We start from the raw sequence: 21,360 nt of genomic DNA on the forward strand, positions 1-21,360 counted from the left end.
AATGACGATGGGTCGGGCGCGTCGCATCGCCGCAAAACACCCCCGTATTTCTCCGTACCCCTTAACCAAACCTAAGAGGGAACTGCGCAAGATCGCGTCCATTGCAAAGGCGCGTTGAAACAACAAGATTCATGACTTCTATGAACCACAACAGATATTCCGGCGCGAGTGAAGCCGAACTCGGATTTCTCAAGGAAATCGTTAGAATGCTGCCTGCCGGTCTGACCGTGCAGGACGCGCAGGGCGAGCTTCTCCTGGTTAACGATGTCGCGGCCGCTCAGCTCGGCATGGACGGCAGCCGTCCGTCGCCCGATCTGACGCCGCGCCGGGAAGCCTGCCAGCGGGCACTGAGGTCCGGCGAGGCAGTCATCTCCGAGGAAGCGCTCCAGGATGGAGCTGCACGCCAGGTGCTGCTGACCACCCATCGCCCCGTCCGCGTTGCCGGACGCGAGCTGCTGATCTCGGCCTCCTCCGACATCACCGAACAGAAGAATTTCGAGGACCAGCTGTTCCGCTCGGCCTATTTCGACGAGCTGACCGGCCTGCCCTCGCGGCGCGTGATCGAGCATCGCGCCGCCAGCCTGCTCGCGCGCGACGGCAAAGGCGAGCGTTTCGCGCTCGCCTTTCTCGACGTCGACAATTTCAAGCACATCAACGACTATTACGGCCACGCCGTCGGCGATGCGCTGCTGGTCGAGCTGTCGAAGCGGCTCGGGCGCGACCTGCGCGATTCCGACATGCTGTCGCGCATCTCCGGCGACGAATTCCTGCTGCTGCTCTCCCCGATCCAGAGCCAGGAGGAAGTCGCCGAATTCATGCAAGCGACGCTGGAGCGGCTGACCGCACCGTTCTTCATCGACAATTCGGAGGTCTTCGCCTCCACCTCCGTCGGCGTCAGCCTCTATCCCGACCACGGCCGCAGCTTCGAGACGCTGCGCCAGAACGCCGACATCGCGATGTACCGCATCAAGAACAGCGGCAAGGGCTCGGCGGCCTTCTTCGACGCCAGCATGGAGCGCGAGGCGCTGGCGCGGATGAAGATCGAGCAGTCGCTGCGGCTCGCCATCCTCGAAAAGCGCTTCTGCTGCGCGTTCCAGTCCAAGGTCGACATCCGCACCCAGGCCGTGACCGGCATCGAGGCATTGGTGCGCCTTCGCGACGACGAGGGCGTGATCCAGGCGCCGGGCTCGTTCATCAACCTTGCCGGCGAATTGGGACTCATCGACGAGCTCACCCATCTCGTGCTCGCCGAGATCGTCAAGTCGATCGACCTGATCAACGACAGCTTCGGCGCGGAAGCGACCATCAGCATCAACGTCGCCGCCAAGCAGGCCGGCAATCCCGAATTCATGCGCAGTTTCGCGCGGGCGCTGGACGAGACCGGCTTTCCGCAGCGCTTCATGATCGAGGTGACGGAAGACGCCTTCGTCGCCAAGAATCATTTCCAGACCGAGATCCTGCCGATGTTCCGCAAGCTCGGCGTCGGCATCTCCATCGACGATTTCGGCACCGGCTATTCCTCGCTCTCGGCGCTCGCCGACATCACCGCCGACGAGATCAAGATCGACCGCTCGTTCATCACCGACATCCATAAGCGTCCGCGCAGCCAGGGCATCTTGCGCGCGATCGAATCCCTGAGCGAAGCGCTCGGGATGACCGTGATCGCCGAAGGCCTCGAATCCTACGAGGAGCTGGCCTATCTCCAGGCCGCGACCAAGATCCGCTACGCGCAAGGCTATTATTTCGCCCGGCCGATCTTCCTGGAGGAGCTCAAGCTCGCCACCCCCACCTCCAGCGAATCCCGTCCCGGCGTGTCCAACCGCCCGACGCAGCAGAACCGGCAGGGCTATTCTCGGGCGAGCGGGTATCGGCGGTAAGAGCCCAAGCGCCGCTCCAATCTCGATGTCGTCGCCCGGCTTGACCGGGCGACCCAGTACGCCGAGACGGTTGTGGTTGAACCGATAGGCCGCGGCGTACTGGATGCCCCGGTCAAGCCGGGGCATGACAGCGGTGGGGGCGGCTCGCATCCGCAACACCCATTTCCCCCTTTGAAATTACTGCCCTTTTGCTAATACACGGGCGGACTTCCCTGAGGTACGCCATGCCCTCCTCCCCCGACGTCAGCGATCCCGCCTATGTCCGCGCGCGGGCGATGGTGACGCTGTTCGAGCGGCTGGAGCATCTGTGCGAGGGCGCGATCGCGATCGATCGCGGCGGGCGGGTGATCTACGTCAACGAGAAATATCTGGCGTCGCTGGGCCTCAAGCAGACCACCGAAGCGATCGGCCGGCCGATCGAGGAGATCATCCCGAACAGCCTGATGCGGAACGTCGCCGAGAGCGGCGAGCCGATCCTGCTCGACATCATGGAGCTCGGCGGCGAACAGCTCGTGGTGACGCGCATGCCGATCGAGGACGAGGACCGCAACGTCATCGGCGCGATCGGGTTCGTGCTCTACGACCACCTCGAGAGTCTCAAGCCGCTGCTTGCCCGCGTCACCCAGCTCGAGAGCGATCTGCGGCTGGCGCGGCGGCAATTGTCCAACGCCCGCGCGGCGCGCTTCACCCTTGCCGATTTCGTCGGCACGACAGCGGCGATCGCGCAGGCCAAGGAGTTCGCCAAACGCGCGGCGCGGCAGAGCGTGACCGTGCTGCTCACCGGCGAGACCGGCACCGGCAAGGAGCTGCTGGCGCAGGCGATCCACAATGCGTCCTCGCGCGCGGAAAAACCGTTCGTCAGCGTCAATGTCGCGGCGATCCCGGAAACGCTGATCGAGTCCGAATTCTTCGGCACTGCTCCGGGCGCCTATACCGGCGCCGACCGCAGGGGGCGCGAGGGCAAGTTCCGGATCGCCGATGGCGGCACGCTGTTCCTCGACGAGATCGGCGAGATGCCGCTGCAATTGCAGGCCAAGCTGTTGCGCGTGCTGCAGGAGCGCGAGATCGAGCCGCTCGGCTCGGACAAGATCAGCAAGGTCGACGTGCGCGTCATTGCCGCGACCAATGTGGATTTGCGCAAGCGCGTCAGCGACGGCGCCTTCCGCGCCGATCTCTACTACCGCCTCAATGTGCTCTCGATCGACCTGCCCCCTCTGAGAAAATGCCTCGACGATCTGCCCGACATCTGTGCGCGGCTGATCGAGGACATCAGCGCCTCCGGCGATTTCCTCAATGCCAGGATCACGCCGAGCGGATTGTCGGCGCTCGCGCGCTACGACTGGCCCGGCAACGTCCGCGAGCTCCGCAACATTCTGGAACGCGCACTGATCCTGAGCGATTCCGGGCGCCTGACCGGCGATGATTTCGTTCACATCCTGCCGGTCAGCGCGGAGGCCGGCCCTGGACCGGCGCCGCAGATGACCGGCTCGGTCGTCCCCTATGCCGAAGCCGAGGCGGAGTTCGAGAAGCAGACGCTCGAACATGCGCTCGCCGCCAGCAACGGCCAGATCTCGGAAGCCGCGCGGATGCTGCGCATCTCGCGCGCGACGTTCTACAAGAAGCTCGCCAAGTTCGGACTGGCGTCGGGATCGCCGCCTGTCTGACTTTCGAGACGGCACGTGTCCGGAGTCTCGGACTCCTGACACCGCCATATCGGCACTCGCCTGTGGCATTCGCGCGCGATCCGCCGCAATTTCAGGCATTCCCGCGCAAAACTCCGGATCTGGCGCAGGGCTTGCTCTGAGGCGGCCTGAGGAAACGCATGGGCTGATGTGAAGCCAGGGGATCGTTAACGCGAACTCATCGCGGCCTGCGACGATCCGGCACGCGCACGTCAAGAGACTGTCACATGAGCCTCGTGCAAGCTCCGCCGGAAGGTGGAATTGCAATGTATGCACACTTGTGCAAATCGCTGTGATCAAGGCAGTTCATTCAAGGAGGAAATCATCGTGCGTCGATCGCTCATTCTCACGGCAGCCATCCTCGGCCTGGCCGCGAACACCTCCGCGCAGGCCGACGACCTCAAGGTCGCGCTGATCTACGGCAAGACCGGCCCGCTCGAAGCCTATGCCAAGCAGACCGAAACCGGCCTGCAGATGGGTTTTGAATACGCCACCAAGGGCACCATGATGCTCGACGGCCGCAAGATCGTCGTCATCACCAAGGACGACCAGGGCAAGCCCGACCTGTCGAAAGCCGCGCTCGCGGAAGCCTATCAGGACGACAAGGCCGACATCGCGATCGGCACGACCTCGTCGGCCGCGGCGCTCGCCATCCTCCCCGTCGCCGAGGAGAACAAGAAGATCCTGATCGTCGAGCCCGCCGTCGCGGATCAGATTACCGGCGAGAAGTGGAATCGCTACATCTTCCGCACCGCGCGCAACTCGTCGCAGGACGCAATCTCGAACGCGGTCGCGATCGGCAAGCAGGGCGTCACCGTGGCCACGCTGGCGCAGGACTATGCCTTCGGCCGCGACGGCGTCGCCGCCTTCAAGGAGGCGCTCGCCAAGACCGGCGCGACGCTCGCCGCGGAAGAATACGCCCCGACCAACACCACCGACTTCACCGCGGTCGGCCAGCGCCTGTTCGACGCTCTCAAGGACAAGCCCGGCCGCAAGGTGATCTGGGTGATCTGGGCCGGCGCCGGCAATCCGCTGGCCAAGCTGCAGGACATGGACCCGAAGCGCTACGGCATCGAGCTCTCGACCGGCGGCAACATCCTGCCGGCGCTCGCGGCGTATAAGGGCCTGCCCGGCATGGAAGGCGCGACCTATTACTACTACGACATCCCGAAGAACCCGGTGAACGACTGGCTGGTCGCCGAGCACCAGAAGCGCTTCAACGCGCCGCCGGACTTCTTCACCGCGGGCGGTTTCGCCGCCGCGATGTCCGTCGTCGCCGCCGTCACCAAGGCGAAGTCGACCGACACCGAGAAGCTGATCACGGCGATGGAAGGCCTGGAGTTCGACACGCCGAAGGGCAAGATGGTGTTCCGCAAGGAGGACCATCAGGCGCTGCAGAGCATGTATCACTTCAAGGTCAAGGTCGATCCGAACGTCGCCTGGGCCGTGCTCGAGCCGGTACGCGAGCTGAAGATCGAGGACATGGACGTTCCGGTCCGCAACAAGCGCTGATATCGAATCCCCTCTCCCCGCCCGTGCGGGGAGAGGATCCTTCCCTATTCCAGAGTTATCCTCATGGCCCTGACGCTAGAGACGCGCGACCTCACCATCCGCTTCGGCGGCCATGTCGCGGTCAACAACGTCACCTGCACGTTCCGCCCCGGCGAGCTCACCGCCATCGTCGGGCCGAACGGCGCCGGCAAGACCACCTATTTCAACCTGATCTCGGGCCAGCTGCGCGCTTCACACGGCAGCATCCTATTCGACGGCACCGACATCACCCAACATTCCGCGCCGCTGCGCACCCGCGCGGGCCTTGGCCGCGCCTTCCAGCTCACCAACCTGTTTCCGAATCTCACCGTGGAAGAGAACGTCCGCCTCGCGGTGCAGGCGGCCAGCGGCACCCATTACGACATGCTGCGGCCCTGGATGGTCCGCCGCGACCTGATCGCCCGCGCCGATGCCATCCTCGACCAGGTCGCACTCGGCAATCGCCGCGGCGTCGCCGCCACTGCGCTGTCGCATGGCGACCAGCGCAAGCTCGAGGTCGCGCTGATGATCGCGCTCGAACCCAAAGTGTTCATGTTCGACGAGCCGACCGCGGGCATGAGCATCGACGAGGTGCCGGTCGTGCTGAACCTGATCGCCCAGCTCAAGCAGGACAAGAGCAAGATCATCCTCCTCGTCGAGCACAAGATGGACGTGGTGCGCTCGCTCGCCGACCGCATCATCGTGCTGCACAACGGACAACTTGTCGCCGACGGTCCGCCGGCCGAGGTGATCGCCTCACCGATCGTGCAGGAAGCCTATCTCGGCGTTGCTCCAAAGAGTGCCGCATGACAGATCTGCTCAAACTCTCCGGCGTGCACACGCATATCGGCCGCTACCACATCCTCCAGGGCATCGACCTCGCGGTACCGCAGGGCCAGACCACCATGCTGCTCGGCCGCAACGGCGCCGGCAAGACCACGACGCTGCGCACCGTGATGGGCCTGTGGCAGGCCTCCAGCGGCGAAATCACGCTCGCAGGCGAGCGCATCGAGAGCCGCGCCACGCCCGACATCGCGCGGCTCGGCGTCGGCTACGTGCCGGAGAGCATGGCGGTGTTTTCCGACCTCACGGTGAAGGAAAACCTGGTGCTGGCGGCGCGCGACGGGCCGCTCGACGATACCCAGCTCGACTGGATCTTCGGCTTCTTCCCCGCGCTGCGCCGGTTCTGGCTGTCGCGCGCGGGAAGCCTCTCGGGCGGACAGAAGCAGATGTTGTCGATCGCGCGCGCCATCGTCGAGCCGCGCAAGCTGCTGCTGATCGACGAGCCGACCAAGGGGCTGGCGCCCGCGATCGTCATGGCACTGATCGAGTGCCTGAAGGAGATCGAGCGCAAGGGCGCGACGATCCTGATGGTCGAACAGAATTTCTTTGCCGCCCGCGAGCTCGGCGACAACGTGCTGGTCATGGACAACGGCACCATCGTCCATCGCGGCGAGATGGCGGCGCTCGCCGCCGACGTGCCGCTGCAGGAGCGGCTGCTCGGCCTGAGCCTGGAGGCGCATCAGTGACTGAACTCGCCGCAAATGATCCACTGCCGAAGCCGAAGCGCGATCTCGCGCCGATCCTGCTGCCGGTCGCACTGGCGCTTGCGATGATTCCCCTGGTGGGGTCACCCAGCACCTGGCTGACGCTGACCGCCGCGAGTCTCGCCATGGGCATGATGATCTTCATCATGGCTTCGGGGCTGACGCTGGTGTTCGGCCTGATGGACGTGCTCAATTTCGGCCACGGCGCCTTCATCGCCGTCGGCGCCTATGTGGCAACCCTCGTGCTGGCGCCGTTCGCGGCCTCGATGCAGGCGGATTCGCTGTGGACGAACCTCGCGGTGCTGGCGCCGGCAGCGCTGCTGTCGATGGCGGTGTCCGGCGCGCTCGGCCTGGTCGTCGAGCGCGTGCTGATCCTGCCCGTCTACGGCCAGCACCTGAAGCAGATCCTGATGACGACGGGCGGCCTGATCGTCGCCGAGCAGACGCTCTATGCGCTGTGGGGACCGCAGATCATCCCGACACCCTTGCCGACCTCGCTGCGAGGCTCCTTCATCCTCGGCGACGTCGCGATCGCCAAATACCGTGTGCTGGCGATGCTCGTCGGCCTCGCGGTCTTCATCGCGATCCAGCTCGTGCTCAACCGCACCAAGCTCGGCCTGCTGATCCGCGCCGGCGTCGAGAACCGCGAGATGGTCGAGGCGCTCGGCTATCGCATCCGCCGCCTGTTCCTCGGCGTGTTCATGACGGGATCGGCGCTCGCCGGCCTCGGCGGCGTGATGTGGGCGCTGTATCGCGAGCAGGTCCACGCCTCCATGAGCGACGACCTCACCGTCTTGATTTTCATCGTCGTCATCATCGGCGGCCTCGGCTCGATCGGCGGCTGCTTCATCGGCGCCATCCTGGTCGCGATGGTGGCCAATTACGGCGGCTTCCTGGTGCCGAAACTCGCCCTCGTCTCCAACATCCTGCTGATGGTCGCCATTCTGATGTGGCGGCCGCGCGGCCTCTATGCGGTGACCAGCCGATGATGCTCCTGTCAGGCGATCCGCCGAAGAGCCGCGTGCTCACGCTCCTCCTCATCGTCATCATCCTGGCGCTGGCGGCGACGCCGTTCCTGTTCCCGGGTGCCAAGGCGCTGAACGTCGCGGCCAAGATCTGCGTCTTCGCCGCGCTGGTCGCCTCCTACGACCTCCTGCTCGGCTATACCGGCTCGGTGTCGTTCGCCCACACCATGTTCTACGGCATCGGCAGCTACGCCATCGCGATCGCGCTGTACGGGATGGGCCCGAACTGGGCCGCGGTCGCGACCGGCATCGTCGTCGGCCTGCCGCTCGCGGCGCTGCTCGCGCTCGCGATCGGCCTGTTCTCGCTGCGGGTGGCCGCGATCTTCTTTGCCATGATCACGCTCGCGGTCGCCTCCGCCTTCCAGGTGCTGGCTTCGCAGCTCTCCTGGCTGACGGGCGGCGAGGACGGGCGCAGCTTCCAGCTGCCGGAATTGCTGCGGCCCGGCACGGTGCTGATCTCCAAGAACCTGTTCGGATTCGAGATCAACGGCCGCATCCTCACCTTCTACCTGGTGTTCGCCGTCTCAGCCCTGATGATCCTCGCTCTGTTGCGTGTCGTGAACTCGCCGTTCGGACGCGTGCTCCAGGCGATCCGCGAGAACCGCTTTCGCGCCGAGGCGCTCGGCTTTCGCACCGTCTTCCACCTGACCTACGCCAACTGCCTCGCCGCGCTGGTCGCCGCCAGCGCCGGCATTTTGAACGCGCTGTGGCTGCGCTATGCCGGTCCCGACACCTCGCTCAGCTTCTCGATCATGCTGGACATTCTGTTGATGGTGGTGATCGGCGGCATGGGCACGATCTACGGCGCGATCATCGGCGCCACCATCTTCATCCTCGCCCAGAACTATCTGCAATCGCTGATGGGCGTCGCCTCCAAGGCGGCGAGCGAAGCCGGCCTGCCGTTGCTGCCGGGGCTGCTGCATCCCGATCGCTGGCTGCTGTGGCTCGGGCTGCTGTTCATCGCCAGCGTCTACTTCTTCCCGACCGGCGTCGTCGGACGTCTGCGCAACGCCGGCCGCGACAAGAGCGCGGGCGCTTCGCATTAAGCTGCGGTTAATGATGCAGCGCAGCGGTTGTGATGGGCACGGCACAACCGCGACGTGATTCCCGCCCCACTGCATACGGGCGCGGCTGCACAACCGGATTAATGCTTAGGTAACTGGCTTTCCTAAGGTTTGCGCCATTTGTGCGGTGTATTCCTGTCCTTCCAGGGAGGGGGAATGCGCCAGGTCTTTTCCACGGTGACAGCCGGAATGTCATCAGCCGCGACCAACGGCTGGGCGGCCTTGGCGCGGCGTGGTCCTGTCCTCTGGCTGACCCTGTGCGGCGTGTTGCTGGTCGCCGGGATCTTCGCCGTGACCGCCATGGCCGTCGGCGAATTCCGCGAGCGCACCCTGGCCAACCGCGAGCGCGAGCTGGAAAACACGGTGCAGCTGATCGCACGGCACTTCGATCAGCAATTCCAGGATTCCGACGTCGTCGCCGCCGACCTGATCGGGCAGATGAACCTGCCGGAGATCACCTCGCCGGCGATGTTCCGCGAGCGCATGTCCGGGCTCGCGACGAATCAGATGCTGCGGAGCAAGATCAGCTCCGTCTCCTATCTCGGCGACATCGCGATCTACGATGCCGACGGCGAGCTGATCAACTGGTCGCGGGCCGAGCCGCTGCCCAAGATCAACGTCTCCTCGCGCGCCTATTTCCAGACGTTCAAATCCGATCCGATGGCCGAATCGGTCATCCTGGAATCCGTCCGCAGCTTCATCATCGGCAAATGGACCACGATCGTCGCGCGGCGGCTGAGCGGCGCGGACGGCAGCACCTTCCTCGGCGCCATGGTCCGGCGGATCGATCCGGACAGCTACCGGCAGTATTTCGCTTCTGTCGCGCTTGCCGAGGGTACGGCGATCTCGCTGTTCGATCGCGAAGGCAAGATGCTGGCGCGCTATCCACATGTCGAAGAGCTGATCGGCAGGAATTTCAAGGACGCGCCGCTGATGCGCAAGATGCTGGCCGAGGGCGGCCGGCACACGCTGCGCGTCAAGGGTCCGATCGACGGCGAGGACCGCCTCGGCTCGGGGGCCTCGCTGTCGCATTTCCCGCTGGTCATCGTCGCGACCAACACCACGAGCGCCGCGCTGGCCGACTGGCGTCAGCAGACCGGCTTCATGGTCACCACGGCAACGCTTTCGGCGATCGTGATCGCATTGATCCTCTTCCTGATCATCCGCCAGATCAGCCGGCAGAACCGGGAAGCCCAGGAGCGGATCGAAGCGGAACGGCTCCGGCTCGACACCGCCCTGAACAACATGTCGCAAGGGCTGATCCTGTACGACGCCGCCGGATTTATCGTCACCTGCAACCGCCGCTACTCCGAGATGTTCGGCCTGTCCGACGACATCATCAAGCCCGGCTGTCACATCCGCGAGGCGATGCAGCATCGCAAGGAGCGTGGCACGTTCGGCGGCGACGTCGAGACGTTTTGCACCGATGTGATGCGGGTCGTCGCCGAGGGCAAGGTCTCCAGCAGGATCCACGAACTGCCCAACGGCCGCGCCTTCCAGGTCATCAACACCCCGCTGGCGCAGGGCGGATGGGTCGCCACGATCGAGGAAATCACCGAGCGGCGCAATCTGGAGCAGGAGCGCGACCGCAACTACATGTTCCTGCGCGAGATCATCGATCACATCCCCTCGCAGATCACGGTGAAGGATGCCCTGACGCGGCAATATCTGCTGGTCAACCGGACCGCCGAGGAGCAGTTCGGCCAGTCGGGTGACGTCATCGTCGGCAAGACTCCTTTCGACATGTATCCGGAGGCCGCCGCCAGGATCGTCAACGACGACGACAGCAAGGCGCTGCAGGCGCCCGGGGGATTGTTCAAGGACGAGCACACCTGGCAGAGCCAGACCAAGGGACCGCGCTACATCACCTCGACCCGGATCGGCATTCGCGACAAGTCCGGCGAGCCGCGCTACCTCATCAGCGTCGTCGAGGATGTCACCGAGCGGCGGCGCGCCCACGAGAAGATCGCGCATATGGCGCATTACGATGCGCTGACCGACCTGCCGAACCGCACGCTGTTCCGCGAACAGATCGAGCGCGAGCTGGCGAAGGTCGCCGGCGGCGAACAGTTCGCGCTGCTCTATATCGACGTCGACGAATTCAAGGGCATCAACGATTCGCTCGGCCATCACGTCGGCGACGAGCTGCTGAAGGCGATCGCGACCCGGCTGCGCGGCTGCCTCAAGAAGAGCGACCTGATCGCGCGGCTCGGCGGCGACGAATTCGCCGTGATCCAGACCGGAATCCAGTCCTCTGCGGACGTGCTATCGTTCGTGACGCGGATCTACGAGGCGATCCGCCAGCCCTATCACTGCCTCGGCCATCAGCTCTCCACCGACGCCAGCATCGGCATCGCGCTGGCGCCGCAGGACGGGACCGATCTCGACCAGCTCATCAAGCACGCCGATCTTGCGATGTACGGCGCCAAGGCCGAAGGACGCCGCACCCATCGCTTCTTCGAGCCGGAGATGGATGCGAGCGCCAAGGCGCGCCTGACCATGGAGCAGGATCTGCGCCAGGCGCTGGTGAATGGCGGCTTCGAGATCCACTACCAGCCGCTGGTCGACCTGAGCACCAACGACGTGTCGGGCTGCGAGGCGCTGCTGCGCTGGCGGCATCCCGAACGCGGCTGGGTGTCGCCGGCGGAGTTCATTCCGATTGCCGAGGATACCGGCCTGATCAACGAGCTCGGCGACTGGGTGCTGCGCATGGCCTGCAACGAGGCCGCGACCTGGCCGGCGCATGTGCGGATTGCGGTCAACGTCTCGCCGGTGCAGCTCAAATGCGACACGCTGGCGCTGCGGATTGCCGGCGCACTCGCCGCCTCCGGGCTCTCTCCCTCCCGGCTCGAGCTCGAAATCACCGAGGCCGTGCTGATCCGCGACGACGAGGCCGCGCTCTCGATCCTGCACCAGCTCCGGTCCATCGGCGTGCGCATCGCGCTCGACGATTTCGGCACCGGCTATTCCTCGCTGAGCTATCTGAAGCGCTTCCCGTTCGACAAGATCAAGATCGACCGCTGCTTCGTCGCCGACATCGCGGAGACCAGCGGCGCGCCAGTGATCGTGCAGGCGGTGGTGAACATCGCCGCGGCGAGCCACATGACCACCGTCGCCGAGGGCGTCGAGACCGAGGCGCAGCGCGAGATGCTGCGCGCGCTCGGCTGCACGGAGATGCAGGGTTATCTGTTCAGCAAACCGAAGCCGGCCGCCGAGGTGCGAAAGCTGTTCGGTCCGAACGATGCCGCGCCGGTGGCGGCGGTGGCCTGAGATGGCGAAGCCGAGGAAAACGTCAGCGAAAGGCGTCGACGTCGCGGATTCCTATGCCGTGCGGCTGATGCAGCATCTGGTGGTGCCGACCTTCGTGATCGACCCCAAGCGCCGCGTCGTGATCTGGAACAGAGCCTGCGAGCGGCTGACCGGCGTCCCCGCCGCGGAGGTGATCGGCACGACGAAACACTGGCAGGCCTTCTACGAGACCCGGCGCCCCTGCCTCGCCGACCTGGTCGCGCTCGACCGTCCCGAGCAGCTGCCGGAGTTTTATTCGGAATATGCCGCACGCGGCCACAACGGGCTCGGCTTTTCCGCGGAGAACTGGTGCGTGATGCCCAAGCTCGGCAGCCAGCTCTATCTCGCGATCGACGCTGGCCCGATCCACGACGAGGCCGGCCAGCTGATCGCCGTGGTGGAGACGCTGCGCGACCTCACCGATCAGAAGCGCGCCGAGATGGCGCTTAAGGAGCTCGCCACCAAGGACGGGCTGACCGGCCTGTCGAACCGGCGCGCCTTCGACCAGATGCTGATGAGCGAATGGGCCCGCGCCCAGCGGACGCAGAAGCCGATGGCGCTGCTGTTCGTCGACGTCGATCATTTCAAGCTGTTCAACGACCGGCACGGCCACCAGAGCGGCGACGAATGCCTGCGCGCGGTCGCTGATGTCGTCAGCCGCCATGCCGTGCGCCCGCTCGACCTCGCCAGCCGCTATGGCGGAGAAGAGTTCGCGCTGATCCTGCCCGACGTGGATTGCGATGCCGCCTGCGCCATCGCCGAGGAGATCCGCCGTGCCGTCATGGCCTTGCGGATCGCTCATGGAGCTGTTGACGCCGGCGACCACGTCACCCTCAGCGTCGGCGTCGCAAGCCATATTCCCACTGAGGCCGACGGCAGCCCCGACCGGCTGCTGGGTGCGGCCGACGAGGCGCTCTATGCGGCAAAACGGCTCGGCCGCAACCGCGTCATCTGCTCCGAACGCCTGCTTGCCGAATTCGCGCACGCCGATCGCGGCTCGCCCGGGATTCAAGTCGCCGCCAATCGCCGGTCCAGCCGGGGCTGACGTTCATCCCACCGAAGGTTCTATTGCGTTCGGCCTCACCAGCAGGTGATGTTGCGCCGGAACAACACGGACATTTTCTTCTCGAAAAGCCGCAATTTCTCGGGCGCTCGTTTGAATATAGATATGTCGTTGCCTGGAGCCGTATTCGCTTTGAAATTTCCCCGCCCATCTCGCAGTGCCCTCCCCTCCGCCAAAAACGCCATCGCCTGGTCGCGAGTCACGGCCGAACCCGGCTCGGCCGCCAAGACCAACCGCTGATGACCGAAGCAGCCGGTTCGTTTCGCGGACGTGTCCACCGCGGAACGCAGCAAATTGGTGGCACCTGCATCGAGCTCGAGGCCGCGGGCGAGCGAATCCTGCTCGACCTTGGCCTTCCGCTGGATGCCGACGGCGCGTCCGACGATCTTCTCCCGCCTGTGGCCGGGCTTCGCGTCGAAGATCCAACCCTGCGTGCGGTTGTCCTGTCGCACGGACACGGCGATCATTGGGGTTTGCTCCCCCTGTGCAGACCCAATGTCCCCCTCGCCATGGGCGCTGCGACCGCGCGCATCATGTGTGCGGCAGCTCCTTTCGTGCCCAACGCCTTCGTGCCCAATGTTTCATTCGAGCTGAACGATCGCAGAACCTTCCAGATCGGCCCGTTCAGCATCACGCCCTATCTTGTCGATCACTCGGCCTATGATGCCTATGCGCTGCTGATCCAGGCTGCCGGCCGGCGTCTGTTCTACAGCGGCGACATCCGTGCGCACGGTCGCAAGGGCGGTCTGTTCGAGCGATTGGTGAGCCATCCGCCCCGCGGTATCGACACGATGCTGATGGAGGGGTCGAGCCTCGGCCGTCTCGACGAGCACACGCAATTCCCGACGGAGGACGACATCGAGGCGAGGCTGACCGAGAGTTTTGAGCAGCCAGGCTTCGTCATCCTCTCGGCGTCCGCGCAGAACATCGATCGCATCGTCAGTATCTATCGCGCCTGCAAGCGCAGCGGCCGGACGCTGCTGCTGGACCTCTATGCGATGGAGATATTGCGGGCCACTGGCAACGAGCGCTTGCCGAACGCCGGCTGGCCCAATTTGTCGGTCTATGTGCCGGAATATCAACGGCGGCAGATCGCAAGGAAAAAGCGCTTCGACCTGCTGGATCCCTACAAATCCGCACGGATCTACCGCGAGCGCATCACCGAGATCGCCGATCGCACCGTGATGCTGTTTCGCCCGGCGATGGCCGACGACGTGGAGACCGCAAATCTCTGGCCCGGCACCAGAGCGATCTGGTCGCAATGGGACGGATATCTGAAGGACGGTCCTGGCGCCAGACTGAAGGCGGATCTCGCGACACGCGGCGTTCCCATCGAGATCATCCACACCTCGGGCCACGCCAGCATCCTGGATCTCAAGCGGCTCGCGAACGCAATACAGCCGGACAGGCTCGTGCCCGTTCACACATTCGAAGGCGACAGTTTCTCCAGATATTTTGACAACGTCACGCGACGCAGCGATGGCGAATGGTGGGAGGTATGAGATGAGCTTCAGACGCGGAATCCGGGGCGACGACTTTCGCAAGGCACTCGAGACACTCGCCCAGCAGGATGGCTGGTGGAAAGACGTTCTCGCCGATCCCACACTCATCATCGGCATTCGGGACGAGTACCTGAACGTCTACTGGCAGGGGCAATCCATCTTCAAAGTGTCATTCAAGGGCGGGAAGGTGACCGCCTCGACGCACGAGAAATATCTGCTGAATCCGGACTTGAAGGATCAGGTCTCGCTGGTCGAGGGGAAGTTCGCCTTCGGCAACGCCGAGCCAAGAATGCTGACGCGCGACTACGAAGGCGCAGAGACGCTGGCGAAGCTCAAAAGGGCCGCATCGCCCTATTCCGGACAGGAGAAGGAAGGCGTCCACGAGATCGCGACGTCCAATCTCTCCGTCGTCGACGTCGAGATTGCGATCAACGCATCCGGCGTCCCCGGCATCAAGCGGAACCTCCCCCGCATGGACCTGGCGAACTTCGAAACGACGGCGACCGGCGTGGATCTAGTGTTCTGGGAGGCCAAGACGTTCAGCAACCCCGAGCTGGAGAACGGCGATATTGTCGGTCAGATCGCGGACTATCAGAAGGTGATCGACCTTCACAAGACGGAGATCGAAGACAGCTATCGATGCGTTGCGAATAATCTGGCCGGCATGGCGAAATGGAGCAACGGACATCGCAATGTGGCTGCGGCGATCCGCGCTGTTGCGGACGGGGCCAAGCTCAACGTGAGCAGCGCCAATGTCGGGCTGCTCGTGTATGATTTCACCGCGGTTCAACGCGATCGCAAGGACAAGGACGGCAAGGCGCTGAGCGACAGAGTGATTGAATCGCTCGCGAAGGTGGGCGTGGGTCCGGAGCGGATCAGGCTCAAAGGCACGACAAAGGGTCTCACCATCTAAGTTGGCACGCGGGAGAAACCTGGCTTTGCATCTTCCCGAGCACGAAGAACTCACCTTCGCGATCGGCGACATCCACGGCTGCTTTGACAAGCTGACGTCGCTGCTCGCCGCGTGCGAGGAGCTTCGCGGCGAGCGGAGCGCGCAGTTTGTGCTTGTCGGAGACTATATCGACCGGGGACCCCAAAGCCGCGACGTGATGGATTTTCTCGTCGGCAGCGAAGGGAAGCAGGACCGCCCCTTCGTCTGTCTGCGGGGCAACCATGAGGAGATGCTGCTTCGCGCGGCCGACATGGAGCGCACCGACCGCGACCTCATGAATTGGTGGGGCAACGGCGGCGAGCAGACGCTCGACAGCTACGGGATCGACGATCCCGCCGATCTGCCGAGCGAGCATCTCGACTGGATACGCGCGCTTCAGCTGACGAAAATCGAGCATGGGCGGCTGTTCGTCCATGCTGGACTACGGCCGGACGTGCCGCTGGCGTCACAATCCGAGCGAGACTTGCTGTGGATCCGGGAACCCTTCCTGTCGTCGGATCACGACCACGGGCTTTTCGTTGTCCATGGTCATACGCCGGTCCGGTCCGGGACACCTGATCTGCGAGCCAACCGGTTGAATCTGGATACCGGCGCCTGCTTTGGCGGCCCGCTCACCGCGGCCGTGTTCGCCACCTCGGAGACGGGCCCGTTGATGTTCGTGACCGATTCCGGCGAGATCTCGGGACCGGCCGCCCTCCGGGATTGAAGAGCGAAGCATAAGACCAGGAATTGGGCGATGCCGGGCGTCCGGGCACGGGCAAAGCGGAGGTTGCCCACCCCCCGCCAATCGGCTAAATGAACCTCGACTAGCACCCGTAGCTCAGCTGGATAGAGCGTTGCCCTCCGAAGGCAAAGGTCACACGTTCGAATCGTGTCGGGTGCGCCAGTCTCCCTACTCTTTACCGAGACTGTGTGCCGGACCGAGACTGTGTGCCGGCTTTTGACGCTGTGACGGCACCATCCATCAAATGTTGCGGCTCGCAATCTGGCCTTCGCAACGTCGCGCGCGCGTCCGGCTAAGCACGTCGAATGGAAAAGCGGTCACAAATCTCTGACCAACGGCGCAATTGATTGCACCCTTAAATTGTACTATTGTTCATGGGTTGCGGAAAATGAGCCCGATCGCGGCACGTTTCTGGTCGCGATCATCGGGGCAGGTCCGATTGTAGGCGTGATGTCGCAGACCGATATCCGGTTATTGTCGGACTGAATCACCCCAGGAGCGCTCGTCCCGCAAGCAATGAGCCAACACGGAACCTGCTTGACGACGTCGATCCAGTGGCGGCGCCAGGAACAGGGCTTCGCAATCAACCGAGTCGGGAGGGGTGCTTCAGATGAAAACCATCGCCCAGTTCGTCGAGGATCGCATTACGACGCTTTCCGACCTGAAAGACGCACTCCAGACCGCGATGCAATTGGAGTTCTCCACCATCCCGCCTTATCTTTGCGCGCAATGGTCGATCAACAGCGACCCGGGCGGTGTCGGCGGTATGATTCAGGACATTGTGGTGCAAGAGATGTATCACTTTGCCCTGGCAGGCAACATGCTGACCGCGATCGGCGGCGTGCCATCCATTGCCAATGCGACCTTCATTCCGAGCTACCCGACCAATGTCCTGCCCGGAGAAATTCTGCAAAAATTGCCCGTTGATCTGAAGCCGCTTACGCCAGATCAAGTTCAGGTCTTCATGCAGATCGAGTATCCGGAATTTCCACCGGTTGCGCTCGCCGCAAGAACGGGACCTGCGGCGATTGGTGATTTCTACGATGCGATCGCCGAGGGTTTCACCACAGTCAATCCCGCGATCAATGCCAGCGCTTTCGCGGTCAATTCGGGGGAAGCAACGCCGATCAAGAGCATCGCCGATGCGCAGGCGGCGATCCTGCTGATCAAGGCCGAAGGTGAAGGTACGGAAGGCTCTCCTAACCAACCCCCAACCGGCAATGCAACATTCGCCCACTATTATGTCTTCAAGGAAATCTACACCGAGAAAACGCTGGTGCAGGATGCGGCTGGCCATTGGAGCTTTACGGGAGCACCAATCCCGTTTCCGACCTGGTTCGATTTTCAGCAATCGACCGTCACACCGAGTCCGTCGCTTGCGTTCAATCAGGCCCTGTCGCAGCTCTTGATCGGCCTTCAAACGTGCTGGACAAGCGGTACAAGACCCAGCATCGGCGCCATGTTCACACTTCAGTCGCTTGGCACGGACCTCATCCAGCAGGGCATTCGTCCTGAGTTCCTATGGGCGCCTCCGTCGGCATGAACTCCGGATCTGCCGCCTGCCTCCCTCACGTCAGCATCGAGATGATCGACTGGATCTGATCGGAGGCGGACGTCACCAGGGCGTCATACGACGTATGACCGTGCGCGGCAGCCTTCAAAATGCATTCGGCGACAGCGGCTTTCAGACCGAACACCGACTGATCGGCCGGTACGCTCGCCATCACGGTCTCGAGGGCCTGGCGCATGGTCTGAATGAGCTCGGAGCTGTATTGCATTGGCTGTCCTCCGCGCTCCTATATAGGAACGCGTGCCTAGGCTCGCCACTCACGAGCCTGAGATTGCTCTTTGATGAACCTTGGACAAATCGCCTCAATTCAAGCGCCAGATGGCCGCATTGAGCAGGCCGGCAAAGGCGACCCAGGCTGCATAAGGTATGAACAACGCGGCGGCCAGCCTGTCCCGTGACGTCTCGAGACTGATGTAGGTCACGATCGCGACGAACAGGCAAATGAGTATGACGAGCGCGGCTCCGATCTGGTGCATCGTGAACATCACCGGAGACCAGACGAAATTGAGGGCCAGTTGCGCGGCCCAGACCTGCATCGCTCGACCCGGCGGCTCACGGCGAAAAGTCCGCCAGCCCGCAACCGCGATCATGATGTAAAGGATAGTCCACGCCACCGGGAACGCCCAGTTCGGCGGCACGAAACCCGGCTTGGCAAGGGCCGCATACCACTCTCCCGGAAGATTGGTCGCGCCGATCAGCCAGCCGATGCCGACCACACCGACGACGAAGACCAACAACTGAAGCATCCATCACCTCGCGCTTCTCTTCGGGCAATTGTATCATCGTTCCATGAGCGAATCCGGCACGGTGACTGGCGAGGCCACGCCCGTCCGCAAGATCATCCATATCGACATGGATGCCTTCTATGCGTCCGTGGAGCAGCGCGACAATCCGGAGCTGCGCGGCAAGCCGGTCGCCGTCGGCGGCTCCGCGGAACGCGGCGGCGTCGCGGCCGCGAGCTACGAGGCCCGCAAGTTCGGTGTTCGCTCCGCGATGCCGTCGGTGACCGCGAAGCGGCAATGTCCCGACCTGATCTTCGTCAGGCCGCGCTTCGAGGTCTACAAGGCGATCTCCAAGCAGATCCGCGACATCTTTGCCGAGCACACGCCAATCATCGAGCCATTGTCGCTCGACGAGGCCTATCTCGACGTGACGGAGAATTTGCAAGGCATCCCGCTGGCGCGGGACGTCGCCTTGCGGATCCGTGAGAAGATCAAGGCCGAGACCGGCCTCAACGCTTCGGCGGGCATCTCCTACAACAAATTTCTTGCAAAGCTCGCCTCCGATCATCGCAAGCCCAACGGTCAGTTCGTGATCTCGCCGGAGATGGGACCCGCCTTCGTCGAGACGCTGCCCGTCGGCAAGTTCCACGGGATAGGCCCGGCGACCAGCGCGAAGATGAACGCGCTCGGCCTGTTCACCGGCCTCGACATCCGCAACCAGACGCTGGAGTTCATGAATGCGAATTTCGGCAAGTCGGGCGCCTATTACTACTGGATCTCACGCGGCGTCGACGAGCGACCGGTCCGGGCCAACCGGATCCGCAAGTCGATCGGCGCGGAGACGACGTTCTCGACCGACCTCGACGAATACGGCGCGCTGGCCGCCGAGCTCAAGCCGCTTGTCGACAAGGTCTGGCGCCATTGCGAGACGACCGGCAACCGCGGCCGGACCGTCACCCTGAAGATCAAATTCGCCGACTTCGAGATCATCACGCGCAGCAGGTCCGTCACGGCGCCGGTTGCAGGCCGGGACGATCTGGGGCGGCTGGCCTGCGGCTTGCTCGAAGCCGAGATACCGCTACCCAAGCGCGTCAGGCTGCTGGGGGTGTCGCTGTCTGCCCTCCAGGACGGCGACGATGCGGAGCCGCAGCTGACTTTCGGTCTTTGAACCAGGCTGGAAAGGCCCTCCGCGAACGCGAGATCCTTGTCCGCGGCGCGGCTCCAAACCAGCCATGGAAGGTGGCGGGATTTTCAGACCCGCCACCGATGAAGGCCGATCCGCTCGGGCCAATCAATGCCTCACATGCTCGAACACGACGATCACACCCGTCGGCTCCGGCTCATGGGCCATCAGGCGCGTGAGGTCGGCATCGCTCCAGTTGGCGAGGCTGACGACTTCGCCGGTCTGGCGCTCAGCGCCGACCGACGGCGTCGGCTCGAGCACCTTCAGGCCCGTTTCGTCGACGAAGAAGGTGTGTTCGCCGAACATGCTGTTGAGCTGCGGCATGGCGGGATGTTCGTCGGGCAGCACCTGGGCGCCGAGTTGGTTGACGGTCTGCTTCACCTGTTCGGATGTGAGCTTCATGCGCTGCTCCGTTTCTGTCGTGCCGGGTTTCAGTGAGTTGAGCCAAAACGGGCGTTCCCTGCGCCTGTGTCGCCTGGCTCAAATTCCCGAACGGGTGTTGCGCACGAATGTTCCGGAAAAATGCATTTCGTGATCGCGAGTTTCATCTGCCGCGCTCACGGCACGGGACCGCCACACGAAGCACACGATCCGCCTGTCGATGCCGCTATTCGGCGGCTTCGACGATCCGGATGTCGCGGTCGGCGCCGTCTCCGAGCAGGTCGTGAGCGGCCTTGTAGGCGGGACTTTCATACGCCGCCCTGGCGCGCTCGACGCTATCGAACTCGATGAGAACGACGCGTTCCATCAGGCCGTGCTCGTAGGCCGCAACCGGCATCCCGCGCGCGAGCACGCGTCCACCGGCGGCCTCGATGGCCGGACGCGACAGCTTGGCGTAGGCCGCCATGGCGTCGGGGCTCTTGATCGCGCGGTAGGTGGCAACCCAATAGGCTTTTGCCATTTTTATTCTCCTGGTTTCTCGTGACTTAGTGCTCGCCTCGGTTCTCGCCAACCGAGAGCGCGCAGATGCGTGACAGATATGTGTATGGCAGACCGGTCTCCTCGGCCCAGGCGTTGAACTGTGCCTGCACTTTTGCGAGATCGCCCTTTGATTTGACCTCTTCGGCGATGTCGAGGCCGGCATCGCGCAGGCAGGCGACGACATCCCTGGAGGTGACAAAACCATCCCAGCCGACGAAGCGCAGCAGCATCTGCCCGGTGTTGCCGCCGAGCCGGCTGCCGCGCTTCGTCAGGAGATCGAGCAGGCCGACCTCGTTGGATGGCGGCCATTTCGCCAGAAACTTGCCGAAGCTGCCGTGCTCTTTTGCGATCTCCTGGACGAAGCTGGCGTTGTCGCGCACCGACATGATCTTGGCGCCGTTGCGCACGATGCGCGCGTCGCGCACGAGGCCCTCCCAATAGTCCTCCGGCTGGAAGGTGAGCTTGGCCGGCTGGAAATGCAAAAACGCCGCTTCAAAGCCGTCCCATTTCGAATCGATCACGCTCCAGGCAAAGCCCGCGCAAAACACCCGCCTGGTCATCTCGGCGAGGATGCGATCGTCGCCCAGCTTGGCGAGCCCCTTCAGGTCGGGCTTTTCGGGCATCAGCTTGTCCAGCGCCTTGGGGCCGCCCTTGCGTTTCTCGGCGCGGGCACGAATGGTCTTGAAGGAGGTCATGCGGATACGGGCGTT

20 protein-coding genes and 1 tRNA gene are annotated in these 21,360 nt (G+C 63.8%); 15 read left to right on the top strand and 6 right to left on the bottom strand.

Features of this window, described 5'->3' with window-relative positions; all coding sequences use genetic code 11:
* Nucleotides 1-140 precede the first annotated feature (140 nt).
* The 9 genes from AB7245_RS44420 (at nucleotide 141) to AB7245_RS44460 (ending at nucleotide 13,058) form a co-directional block, all read left to right on the top strand.
* A complete protein-coding gene (locus AB7245_RS44420) occupies nucleotides 141-1,877 on the top strand; it encodes a putative bifunctional diguanylate cyclase/phosphodiesterase (RefSeq protein WP_439035682.1) in 1,737 nt (578 codons plus the stop codon).
* 224 nt (nucleotides 1,878-2,101) lie between these two features.
* Nucleotides 2,102-3,541 carry a sigma-54 interaction domain-containing protein gene (locus tag AB7245_RS44425; protein ID WP_063980066.1) on the top strand — a complete coding sequence of 480 codons (1,440 nt, stop codon included), beginning with the start codon at nucleotides 2,102-2,104 and terminating at the stop codon, nucleotides 3,539-3,541.
* A 345-nt stretch (nucleotides 3,542-3,886) separates the two neighbouring features.
* Nucleotides 3,887-5,071, top strand: a complete 1,185-nt coding sequence (locus tag AB7245_RS44430; protein ID WP_063985950.1) for a substrate-binding domain-containing protein — start codon at nucleotides 3,887-3,889, stop codon at nucleotides 5,069-5,071.
* Between the two features lie 63 nt (nucleotides 5,072-5,134).
* A complete protein-coding gene (locus AB7245_RS44435) occupies nucleotides 5,135-5,899 on the top strand; it encodes an ABC transporter ATP-binding protein (protein ID WP_028155337.1) in 765 nt (254 codons plus the stop codon).
* Nucleotides 5,896-6,618, top strand: coding sequence for an ABC transporter ATP-binding protein (locus AB7245_RS44440; RefSeq protein WP_063980067.1), 723 nt, complete (start codon nucleotides 5,896-5,898; stop codon nucleotides 6,616-6,618). The genes AB7245_RS44435 and AB7245_RS44440 overlap by 4 nt, the downstream gene beginning before the upstream one ends.
* Entirely contained in the window at nucleotides 6,615-7,625 is a 1,011-nt protein-coding gene (locus AB7245_RS44445; RefSeq protein WP_063980068.1) for a branched-chain amino acid ABC transporter permease, read from the top strand. The genes AB7245_RS44440 and AB7245_RS44445 overlap by 4 nt, the downstream gene beginning before the upstream one ends.
* Nucleotides 7,622-8,707 carry a branched-chain amino acid ABC transporter permease gene (locus AB7245_RS44450; protein WP_028149341.1) on the top strand — a complete coding sequence of 362 codons (1,086 nt, stop codon included), beginning with the start codon at nucleotides 7,622-7,624 and terminating at the stop codon, nucleotides 8,705-8,707. Before AB7245_RS44445 ends, AB7245_RS44450 begins: the two co-directional genes overlap by 4 nt.
* A 174-nt stretch (nucleotides 8,708-8,881) precedes the next feature.
* Nucleotides 8,882-11,995 (top strand): bifunctional diguanylate cyclase/phosphodiesterase, encoded by a 3,114-nt coding sequence (locus tag AB7245_RS44455; RefSeq protein WP_063980069.1) that lies wholly within the window; start codon nucleotides 8,882-8,884, stop codon nucleotides 11,993-11,995.
* Between the two features lies 1 nt (nucleotide 11,996).
* Nucleotides 11,997-13,058: a sensor domain-containing diguanylate cyclase gene (locus tag AB7245_RS44460; RefSeq protein WP_063980070.1), complete on the top strand. Its 1,062-nt coding sequence runs from the start codon at nucleotides 11,997-11,999 to the stop codon at nucleotides 13,056-13,058.
* A 35-nt stretch (nucleotides 13,059-13,093) separates the two neighbouring features.
* Here the strand turns inward: AB7245_RS44460 and AB7245_RS44465 are convergent, their stop codons facing one another.
* Nucleotides 13,094-13,543: a hypothetical protein gene (locus AB7245_RS44465; protein ID WP_231145501.1), complete on the bottom strand. Its 450-nt coding sequence runs from the start codon at nucleotides 13,541-13,543 to the stop codon at nucleotides 13,094-13,096.
* Here AB7245_RS44465 and AB7245_RS44470 point away from each other — a divergent pair.
* The 5 genes from AB7245_RS44470 to AB7245_RS44490 all read left to right on the top strand — a co-directional run bounded on the left by AB7245_RS44470 (nucleotide 13,436) and on the right by AB7245_RS44490 (nucleotide 17,797).
* Nucleotides 13,436-14,578 (top strand): MBL fold metallo-hydrolase, encoded by a 1,143-nt coding sequence (locus AB7245_RS44470; protein ID WP_231145446.1) that lies wholly within the window; start codon nucleotides 13,436-13,438, stop codon nucleotides 14,576-14,578. The genes AB7245_RS44465 and AB7245_RS44470 overlap by 108 nt on opposite strands.
* 1 nt (nucleotide 14,579) lies before the next feature.
* Nucleotides 14,580-15,491, top strand: coding sequence for a hypothetical protein (locus tag AB7245_RS44475; protein WP_063980073.1), 912 nt, complete (start codon nucleotides 14,580-14,582; stop codon nucleotides 15,489-15,491).
* Between the two features lie 25 nt (nucleotides 15,492-15,516).
* Complete coding sequence (locus tag AB7245_RS44480; RefSeq protein WP_439035683.1) at nucleotides 15,517-16,236, top strand: metallophosphoesterase family protein; 720 nt, start codon at nucleotides 15,517-15,519, stop codon at nucleotides 16,234-16,236.
* Nucleotides 16,237-16,339: 103 nt separating this feature from the next.
* Nucleotides 16,340-16,416: transfer RNA gene (locus AB7245_RS44485), tRNA-Arg, on the top strand.
* Nucleotides 16,417-16,864: 448 nt separating this feature from the next.
* Complete coding sequence (locus AB7245_RS44490) at nucleotides 16,865-17,797, top strand: ferritin-like domain-containing protein (RefSeq protein ID WP_439035684.1); 933 nt, start codon at nucleotides 16,865-16,867, stop codon at nucleotides 17,795-17,797.
* A 25-nt stretch (nucleotides 17,798-17,822) separates the two neighbouring features.
* Here AB7245_RS44490 and AB7245_RS44495 read toward each other — a convergent pair whose 3' ends face one another.
* Nucleotides 17,823-18,032 (bottom strand): hypothetical protein, encoded by a 210-nt coding sequence (locus tag AB7245_RS44495; protein ID WP_014491045.1) that lies wholly within the window; start codon nucleotides 18,030-18,032, stop codon nucleotides 17,823-17,825.
* Between the two features lie 94 nt (nucleotides 18,033-18,126).
* Nucleotides 18,127-18,570 (bottom strand): TspO/MBR family protein, encoded by a 444-nt coding sequence (locus AB7245_RS44500; RefSeq protein ID WP_084794905.1) that lies wholly within the window; start codon nucleotides 18,568-18,570, stop codon nucleotides 18,127-18,129.
* 43 nt (nucleotides 18,571-18,613) lie between these two features.
* On the opposite strand from AB7245_RS44500, the gene dinB reads away from it, so the two are divergent.
* Complete coding sequence (gene dinB, locus AB7245_RS44505) at nucleotides 18,614-19,714, top strand: DNA polymerase IV (RefSeq protein WP_439035685.1); 1,101 nt, start codon at nucleotides 18,614-18,616, stop codon at nucleotides 19,712-19,714.
* Nucleotides 19,715-19,837: 123 nt separating this feature from the next.
* Here dinB and AB7245_RS44510 read toward each other — a convergent pair whose 3' ends face one another.
* The 3 genes from AB7245_RS44510 to AB7245_RS44520 all read right to left on the bottom strand — a co-directional run bounded on the left by AB7245_RS44510 (nucleotide 19,838) and on the right by AB7245_RS44520 (nucleotide 21,345).
* Nucleotides 19,838-20,131: a hypothetical protein gene (locus AB7245_RS44510; RefSeq protein WP_063980077.1), complete on the bottom strand. Its 294-nt coding sequence runs from the start codon at nucleotides 20,129-20,131 to the stop codon at nucleotides 19,838-19,840.
* Nucleotides 20,132-20,336: 205 nt separating this feature from the next.
* Nucleotides 20,337-20,630 carry a DUF1330 domain-containing protein gene (locus AB7245_RS44515; RefSeq protein WP_028151136.1) on the bottom strand — a complete coding sequence of 98 codons (294 nt, stop codon included), beginning with the start codon at nucleotides 20,628-20,630 and terminating at the stop codon, nucleotides 20,337-20,339.
* Nucleotides 20,631-20,655: 25 nt separating this feature from the next.
* Nucleotides 20,656-21,345 (bottom strand): DNA-3-methyladenine glycosylase I, encoded by a 690-nt coding sequence (locus AB7245_RS44520; protein WP_063980078.1) that lies wholly within the window; start codon nucleotides 21,343-21,345, stop codon nucleotides 20,656-20,658.
* Nucleotides 21,346-21,360 lie beyond the last annotated feature (15 nt).

This window comes from Bradyrhizobium sp. 604_D8_N2_3 (assembly GCF_051810765.1).
Classification (GTDB): Bacteria; Pseudomonadota; Alphaproteobacteria; order Rhizobiales; family Xanthobacteraceae; genus Bradyrhizobium; species Bradyrhizobium barranii.